The 6,914-nt window shown below is 73.1% G+C and carries 7 protein-coding genes; all 7 read right to left on the reverse strand.

All coding sequences use genetic code 11. The features are described from left to right. Window positions 1–144: 144 nt before the first annotated feature. Entirely contained in the window at window positions 145–795 is a 651-nt protein-coding gene (gene def, locus ACFW9D_RS01595; protein ID WP_188336949.1) for a peptide deformylase, read from the reverse strand. A gap of 200 nt (window positions 796–995) precedes the next feature. Then, on the reverse strand, window positions 996–1,976 hold the full coding sequence (locus ACFW9D_RS01600) for a tetratricopeptide repeat protein (RefSeq protein ID WP_188336950.1): 981 nt from the start codon (window positions 1,974–1,976) through the stop codon (window positions 996–998). A gap of 108 nt (window positions 1,977–2,084) precedes the next feature. Next, window positions 2,085–3,287: an HD-GYP domain-containing protein gene (locus tag ACFW9D_RS01605; protein WP_223206382.1), complete on the reverse strand. Its 1,203-nt coding sequence runs from the start codon at window positions 3,285–3,287 to the stop codon at window positions 2,085–2,087. A gap of 86 nt (window positions 3,288–3,373) precedes the next feature. Continuing rightward, window positions 3,374–4,705: an HD-GYP domain-containing protein gene (locus ACFW9D_RS01610; RefSeq protein ID WP_384616659.1), complete on the reverse strand. Its 1,332-nt coding sequence runs from the start codon at window positions 4,703–4,705 to the stop codon at window positions 3,374–3,376. Window positions 4,706–4,910: 205 nt separating this feature from the next. After that, entirely contained in the window at window positions 4,911–5,207 is a 297-nt protein-coding gene (rsrA, locus tag ACFW9D_RS01615) for a mycothiol system anti-sigma-R factor (protein ID WP_188336952.1), read from the reverse strand. Further along, window positions 5,204–5,875: an RNA polymerase sigma factor SigR gene (sigR, locus tag ACFW9D_RS01620; RefSeq protein WP_188336953.1), complete on the reverse strand. Its 672-nt coding sequence runs from the start codon at window positions 5,873–5,875 to the stop codon at window positions 5,204–5,206. Before sigR ends, rsrA begins: the two co-directional genes overlap by 4 nt. Window positions 5,876–6,117: 242 nt before the next feature. Beyond that, window positions 6,118–6,753, reverse strand: a complete 636-nt coding sequence (locus tag ACFW9D_RS01625) for an alpha/beta family hydrolase (protein ID WP_384616662.1) — start codon at window positions 6,751–6,753, stop codon at window positions 6,118–6,120. Window positions 6,754–6,914 lie beyond the last annotated feature (161 nt).

Here is a 6,914-nt window from a genome sequence, read left to right on the forward strand (position 1 = left end):
GTGCCGAATCGCGCGTTAGACTGACCCCCCCACCCCCTCCCCCCCCCCGCGCCGCCCCCACACCCGCCCCGCCGCGCCGTCAATCAACCCCCCCCCCCCCCCCCCCTCGACGCTCAACCGGCCCCTCGGGACCAGGAGTTGCCGCTACTCGTTGGGCACCGTCGCGTAGCGCGGGGTGCCCTCCTCCATCTGCTTCAGGGCGTTCTTGCGCTCGCGCTTCGACAGGCGGTCGATGTACAGGTAGCCGTACAGGTGGTCCGTCTCGTGCTGGAGGCAGCGCGCGAAGTAGCCGGTGCCGCGCACGGTGATCTCGTTGCCCTTCTCGTCGCGGCCGGTGACCACCGCGTAGTCGGGGCGGGCGAGCTCCGCGTAAGCGGTCGGCACGGACAGGCAGCCCTCGTTCGAGTCGTCCAGGCGGCGGCGGTCGGCGGGGAGCTCCTGGAGGACCGGGTTGCACACGACTCCGGTGTGGCGGACGCCCTCGTCGTCGGGGCAGTCGTACACGAAGACCTTCAGGTCGACGCCGATCTGGTTCGCCGCGAGGCCGACGCCCTCGGCGGTGCGCTGGCTGGCGAACATGTCGTCGACCAGCTTCTCCAGCTCGGGGCCGAACTCGGTGACGTCCTTGCACTCCTTGTGCAGCACCGGGTTCCCGACCACCGTGATGGGCCGCGACGTGCCGCGCTCCCGGTAAGCCGCCTCGCGCGCCTCACAGTCCTCGGTGTCGATGACGAAGCCCTCGTCGTCCACGGGGAGCACGCCGGCGTGCTGCTTCTCGGTCTCCTGCTGCGCCATGACGGACGTGAGCCTTCCTGAGCTACATGAACAGTGCCCCTACAGGGTACGGGCCACCACCTCCCGCCGCGGCCCCCTGGGGGCACGCGGAGCGTGCCTTCAGGGGCGCGGGGAACTGCGCGAGCAACCACAACGAGAGCCGCGCCCGGCGACGAACCCCAAGCCCCGCGGCGCGCTTCCGCACCCGGCCCCGAGAGGCGTCAGCAGACCTCTTCGAGATCGCGCCAGTCGCGAGAGTCGGGGCTGTCCGCGACCCACCCGTCCAGCAACCCCCGTACCAGCGACGCCGGCGCAGCCACACCGCACTCCCGCTCCGGCACCCACAACTGCCCGTCCGTCCGGTGCCCCAGCGGCCCGGGATGCCCCGGCTCACTGTGATCGTGCGGGTCGAGATGCGTCCCGTCCCCCTCGTCGGAGGGCATCCGCGACTCGGAGCACGTCCGGCACAGCAGCCGCACCGAGGACGACCAGTCCTCCGCCGCGAACCCGGCGTCCGCCGCGAGCCGCTCCAGCGCGTCCCGGTCCGCCTCGGTCGCCGCCTCCAGCAGCACGACCCACGTCGGTACCGGCGACGGCGCCCAGAGCTCGATCTCGTCGAACACGGGGTACGAGTGCCCCGTGGCCGTGGTCCGCTCCCCGTGCGGGACACCGTCGTGCAGCACGACCTCGCCCCAGCGCCGCCCCGAGGACGGCAGCGGAATGGACAGCACCTCGATGCGCGCGGGGTCGAGCCTGCGCCCCCACACCACCTCGGCCTCACCCTCCGGGGAGAGCCGTACCGCCGCACTGCCGAGGTCCATGCCCGTCGGCTCACCGGCCGCGGCCGCCCCGCCCGGCACCTTCAGCCCGTACGCCTGCCAGGCCCGCCGCGCCAGCGGCCAGTCCTGCAGAGCGGTGGCGGCGATGCCCACGTTCCACCAGTCCGGCGCGCCCGTCTCCCGTTCGAGCAGCGCGACGGCCCGCAGACCCGCGCTGCGCGCCTGCTCCCAGTCGTGCCGGAACTTGTGGAGCAGCGCCAGGTTGAACCAGGACTCCGAGAGCCACGGCTCCAGGTCGGCGGCACGGGTGAGCAGCGCCCCCGCGTCCTCGTACCGGCCGTCGCCGATCAGCGTGAACGCGCGGTCCGTGGCCTGTCGCCACGAGGCCGATGGCCGGTGCCGTCCCTTGCCGAAGATCCTCACGATTCCCGCCTGCAGACTCTCGAGGCCTGTGCCCCCGGACACACCCTGTTCTTCGGGCTCATTCGCATCCAACCACGTACGGTCGGACGCCCGCTCATTACCCATGGGTCACCCGGCCGAACCCAGGATCGGTCCGGGCCGCGAAACCACTCTGGCCAGGGCTTCCACGACTTCCGACTGATAATCGCGGCCGGTGCCGAGACGAAGCCGCTCCAGGGCCTTCAGCGGCCCCTGGGGACCCTCTTCCCTGGCCATCTCGTCGTACGCGTTCGCAGCGCGCACGATCCGCGCGGCGACCGGCTGCTCACGGTACGGGTCGGCCTGCCGCTCCACCACCACGGCGACCCGGGCGTCCACCCCGGTCTGCCGGACGACGGCCCCGCCGAGCAGGGCGATGCTGCGCTGCCGGTCGGCGGGGAGCGCGGCGGTGGCCCCGTCGGTGACGGGGTCGAGCAGCGAGAGCTGGCCGATGTCGTGCATGAGGGCGGCGTACTCCAGGACGGTCAGTTCGGGCTCGGAGAGGCCGAGGTCGCGCCCCACGGCCCGGCTCAGCGCGGCGACCCGGTGCGCGTGCCCGTGCGGGGTGTACCCGGCGATCTCGGTGGCGCGGGCCAGTGAGGCGATGGTCTGCCGGTACGTGGCCCGGACCGAGGCGTAGCGGCGGAAGGCCAGCTGGGTCAGGAGCAGCGGCAGGCTGATCACCGGCAGCGCCCACAGTCCGGCCACGGCGACGGCGAGCGCGGTGACTGCGCCGGTCGCGCAGACGGCCGAGCCGATGCCCGGCACGGCCCGCAGCTCGTCGCGCAGCAGCGGCCCGAACGGCCATCCGGTGCGGGCCCGCGCGAGAACCGCGGCGAGCACGGCGTCGCACAGCGCGGTGAGCGCGAGGAGCCCGACGACGACCAGGGCGTACCCGGGTCCGTTCCCCACCCATTCGGCGAGCCGGCCCTGGTTGTAGAGCGGCTGGAAGCAGACGGCGGCGAAGGCGACGGTCAGGACGCGTCGGGCCATGTGGTCCGGGCCGGGGCCGGTGCCGCGCGCGATGTGCGGGACGCAACCGACGAGGGCGCCGGCGACGGTGACGGCGACGACCTGGAGGGCCCCGTGCCCGGTCGGTTCCCCGGCGACCTCGCCCAGCAGGGCGTAGGCGAGGGCACCGGCGGTGCCGAGCGGCGCGGGCTCGCGGTCGTCGCCGCGGCCCCAGCGGGCGAGTTCGCCGACCGCGACGAGGAGGCCGAAGGCGAGGGCGATGCCGCGGTCCACGACGCCGTGCCGGGCGGTGAGGACCAGGGCGAGCACGACGATGGTCACGGCGACGGCGTGCACGCCGAGGACGAGCGGGGAGCGGCGTCCGGGCGTTTCCGCGCGCGGTGCCGGTCCGAGCGGCGCGCGGTCGCTCACCGGGAGGCCGGCCCGGGCACGGGGAGGTCCGTGCCGCGCGGGGCGGGCAGGGCGGTCTCGTCGGCGGTGACGACGGGGTGCCAGCCGTCGCGGCCGAGCACACGGGTGAGCGCGCCGACCATGACGGGGTCGAACTGCGATCCGGCGCAGCGGTCCAGCTCCGCGAGCGCGACGTCGACGGGCCGCGCCCGGGAGTACGTACGGGTGGAGGTCATGGCGTCGAAGGCGTCGGCGACCGCGACGACGCGGGCGAACTCAGGGATCTGCGCGCCGGCGAGCCCGTACGGGTAGCCGCTGCCGTCGAGCCGCTCGTGGTGGTGCAGGATCGCGGCGCGGGCCTCGCCGAGGAAGCCGATGCCGCGCACCATCTCGTGCCCGTACTCGGGGTGCAGCTCGATGACCTTGCGTTCCTCGGGGGTGAGCGGGCCGTCCTTGCGCAGCAGCCGGGTCGGGACGCCGAGCTTGCCCACGTCGTGCAGGATCCCGGCGAAGCGCAGCACCTCGACGCGCTCCTCGGCCATGCCGAGCTCGCGGGCGATCATCATCGAGGCCTGCCCGACGCGCTCGCTGTGCCCGCGCGTGTAGCCGTCCTTGATGTCGACGGCCTGGACGAGCGCCCTGATGGTGGCCTGGTGGGCGGCGCGCTCGCGCTGGTACTGGGCGAAGACCCAGCAGGAGATGTACATGGGCAGCAGGACGAGCAGCGAGGCGAGCGGCCCGTACGCGCCGGCCCACAGGACGGCCATCATCATCCCGGCGAGTCCGTGCACGACGACGGGGGCGAGGGTGCGTCCGAACAGGCCGCGCCAGGCCGAGCGCAGCGGGACCCGCTCGGCGGTGGCGAGGATGGCGCCGTCGAGGAGGGTGAGCGCGGCGCAGAAGACGAGCGCGCCCGCACCGCAGGGCACGAGCGCGTACGGGAAGCGGGGCGCGGAGACCGCGGCGGCGCCGCCGAGCAGCGCGAAGGCCTGTGCGGCGGCCCAGCAGGCGAGCGCGAGCCGGGCGGCGCGCCAGGTCCGGCGCAGCGCTCTGGGCCGCTGCTCCACCCGGCCGAGCAGCGCGCCGGGCACGGCGACGAGCGCGGCGGCGGCCGGAGGAAGCAGAAACGCTCCTGCAAGCAGCACGGGGAAGAAGGTGCCCATGTCCTGGGGCGCCCGCCGCCCGACGATCCGCAACCGCCCCGCGTGCTCGCAGACCGCGTAGACGGCGGCGAGCAGGACGACCGAGGGCCAGGGGGTGCGAGGGGAGAGCGCGGGCGCGGCGCAGAAGAGGCCCGCACCCACGGCGAGCAGCACCGAGGCGCAGGCCACCGGCGGAACCGACCGCATCCCCCAACTCCCTCCCCGTGGCGTTCAGTTCACGGAGAATAGGCCGCACGCCGCTCCACCGGGGCGGCATCGGGGGGAATACCGGGGCACACGGCCCCGGATTAACACGATCGGGTGAGGCGGGTGACGCGTGAGGCTGACGCGGGAGCTCAACTCCCGCGCGCGGCGCGGCACTTCCCGCCCTTCCCGCCCGGAGGGGGCGGGGTCAGGCCAGCGAGTTCCCGAAGCCGTCCTCCGGGGTGGCGTCACCGGAGCGGATCAGCTCGATCCGGCCCATGACCTTGGCCCGCAGGTCGCTCGGCACGTCGTCGTGCCCGCAGCACCGCTTCACCAGCTTCTTCACGGCCTGCTCGAGGCCGTACTTCTCCAGACACGGGGAGCACTCCTCGAAGTGCACCTCGAACTTGGTGCAGTCCGGATCCGGCATCTCATGGTCGAGGTACTCGTAGAGATGATCGAGAACTTCACTGCAGTCCGTCTCGTGCGGCTCTCCGCAGCTCATGAGCCCGAACCTTTCACTTCGTTCGACTCTCCGGCGCCGGCCGGGACGAGCCCGCGGTCACGGGCGTAGTCCTCGAGCATGCCGCGCAGCTGGCGACGGCCCCGGTGGAGCCGGGACATCACCGTCCCGATGGGTGTCCCCATGATGTCCGCGATCTCCTTGTACGCAAAGCCCTCTACGTCCGCGAGATACACGGCGATGCGGAATTCCTCGGGGATCGCCTGGAGCGCCTGCTTCACGTCCGAGTCGGGCAGGTGGTCGAGCGCCTGCGACTCGGCGGAGCGCAGACCGGTCGACATGTGCGACTCGGCCCGGGCCAGCTGCCAGTCCTCGATCTCCTCGGCGGCGCTGCGCTGGGGCTCGCGCTGCTTCTTCCGGTACGAGTTGATGAAGGTGTTCGTGAGGATCCGGTACAGCCACGCCTTGAGGTTCGTGCCCTCGCGGAACTGGTGGAACGACGCATACGCCTTCGCGTACGTCTCCTGGACCAGGTCCTCCGCGTCTGCGGGGTTGCGCGTCATGCGCAGCGCAGCGGAGTACATCTGGTCGAGGAATTCCAGCGCGTCCCGCTCGAAGCGCGCGCTGCGCTCGGCAGCGGTCTCCGCGGGCCCGGGCTGCTCCGCCTGGCCGTTTTCGGTCCCTGCGTCGGTCCCTGCGACCGGACCCACCTCCTCCGACGACGTCGCGAGACCGGGAGTGGTCCCACTCGAATCGGAGGATAGACGACGATCCGGTCCGCCCGCCGCCCGAATAGGCACGGTCCGGGCCGCGTGCAGGACGGTCCACTCCAGGTCAGGAGTGGTGCTGCGGCTCGGGCAGATGGTCGAACCCATGCGGCGGACTTCCTCTCGTACGAACTGTTCACCGATGTTCCGCACAACAGCGGTCCCGGCCGCAACATTCCCGTCCGCTAGCGGAGTGACCGAGTCCACGTGACGACGGCCCCGGTGATCGTCTCCAGCGCCTCCTCCTGGCTCGTGGGGGCGCGCTTCGGCACGGCGAACCCGTGGTCGCCGTACGGCACTTCGACGATCTCGAACGCGTCCGGGTCCGGGAACTCGGCGGGCTTGCCGAAGGGGTCGTTGCCGCCCTGGACGACGAGGGTGGGGACACCGGCGCCGAGCAGTTCGTCGGCGCGGGACTTCTCCGGCTTGCCCGGCGGGTGCAGCGGGAAGCTCAGCGCGAGGACGGCGGCGGCGCCCAGCTCCTTCGCCGTGCGGCAGGCGACGCGGGCACCGGCGCTTCTGCCTCCGGCGATCACGGGGAGGCCGGGCTTGCGAAGTGCGGGCCACAGGCCGCGCCAGCCCGTGTCCAGGGTCTTGGGCGCGGGGGCCAGCTTCTTGCCGGCCACGCGCCAGGGCTGCTCCACGAGGGCGACGGTCACGCCGTGGGCCGGCAGGGTGCGGGCGAGGGCCTGCAGATCCCTCGCCTCGATGCCGCCGCCCGCGCCGTGACTGACGGCGAGGATCCGCTGCGCGGTGCGGGCGAGGTACCAGGTGACGCGGGCGTCGCCTGTCTCGGTGGGCACGATCTCAGTACGGGTCACCTGGTCATGGTGCCCTGACCTTGACCCCCGCTTCGTCTGCCGCCCCGGTGGGGCTTCTCGCGCCCCGCGGCGGAGCCGCAAAACGACACAGCCCCGCGCCCCTGAGATGCATGCGCTTCGCGCCGCATCTCCCCGATGAAAGGCGCCGGGCGCCTTTCATC

The sequence above is a fragment of the Streptomyces sp. NPDC059524 genome (genome assembly GCF_042749255.1).
Lineage (GTDB): Bacteria > Actinomycetota > Actinomycetes > Streptomycetales > Streptomycetaceae > Streptomyces > Streptomyces xanthii.

Coding starts and splice junctions, on each gene's coding strand:
- def (WP_188336949.1), bottom strand. CDS start 795: ATGGCGCAGCAGGAGACCGAGAAGCAGCACGCCGGCGTGCTCCCCGTG.
- ACFW9D_RS01610 (WP_384616659.1), bottom strand. CDS start 4,705: ATGCGGTCGGTTCCGCCGGTGGCCTGCGCCTCGGTGCTGCTCGCCGTG.
- rsrA (WP_188336952.1), bottom strand. CDS start 5,207: ATGAGCTGCGGAGAGCCGCACGAGACGGACTGCAGTGAAGTTCTCGAT.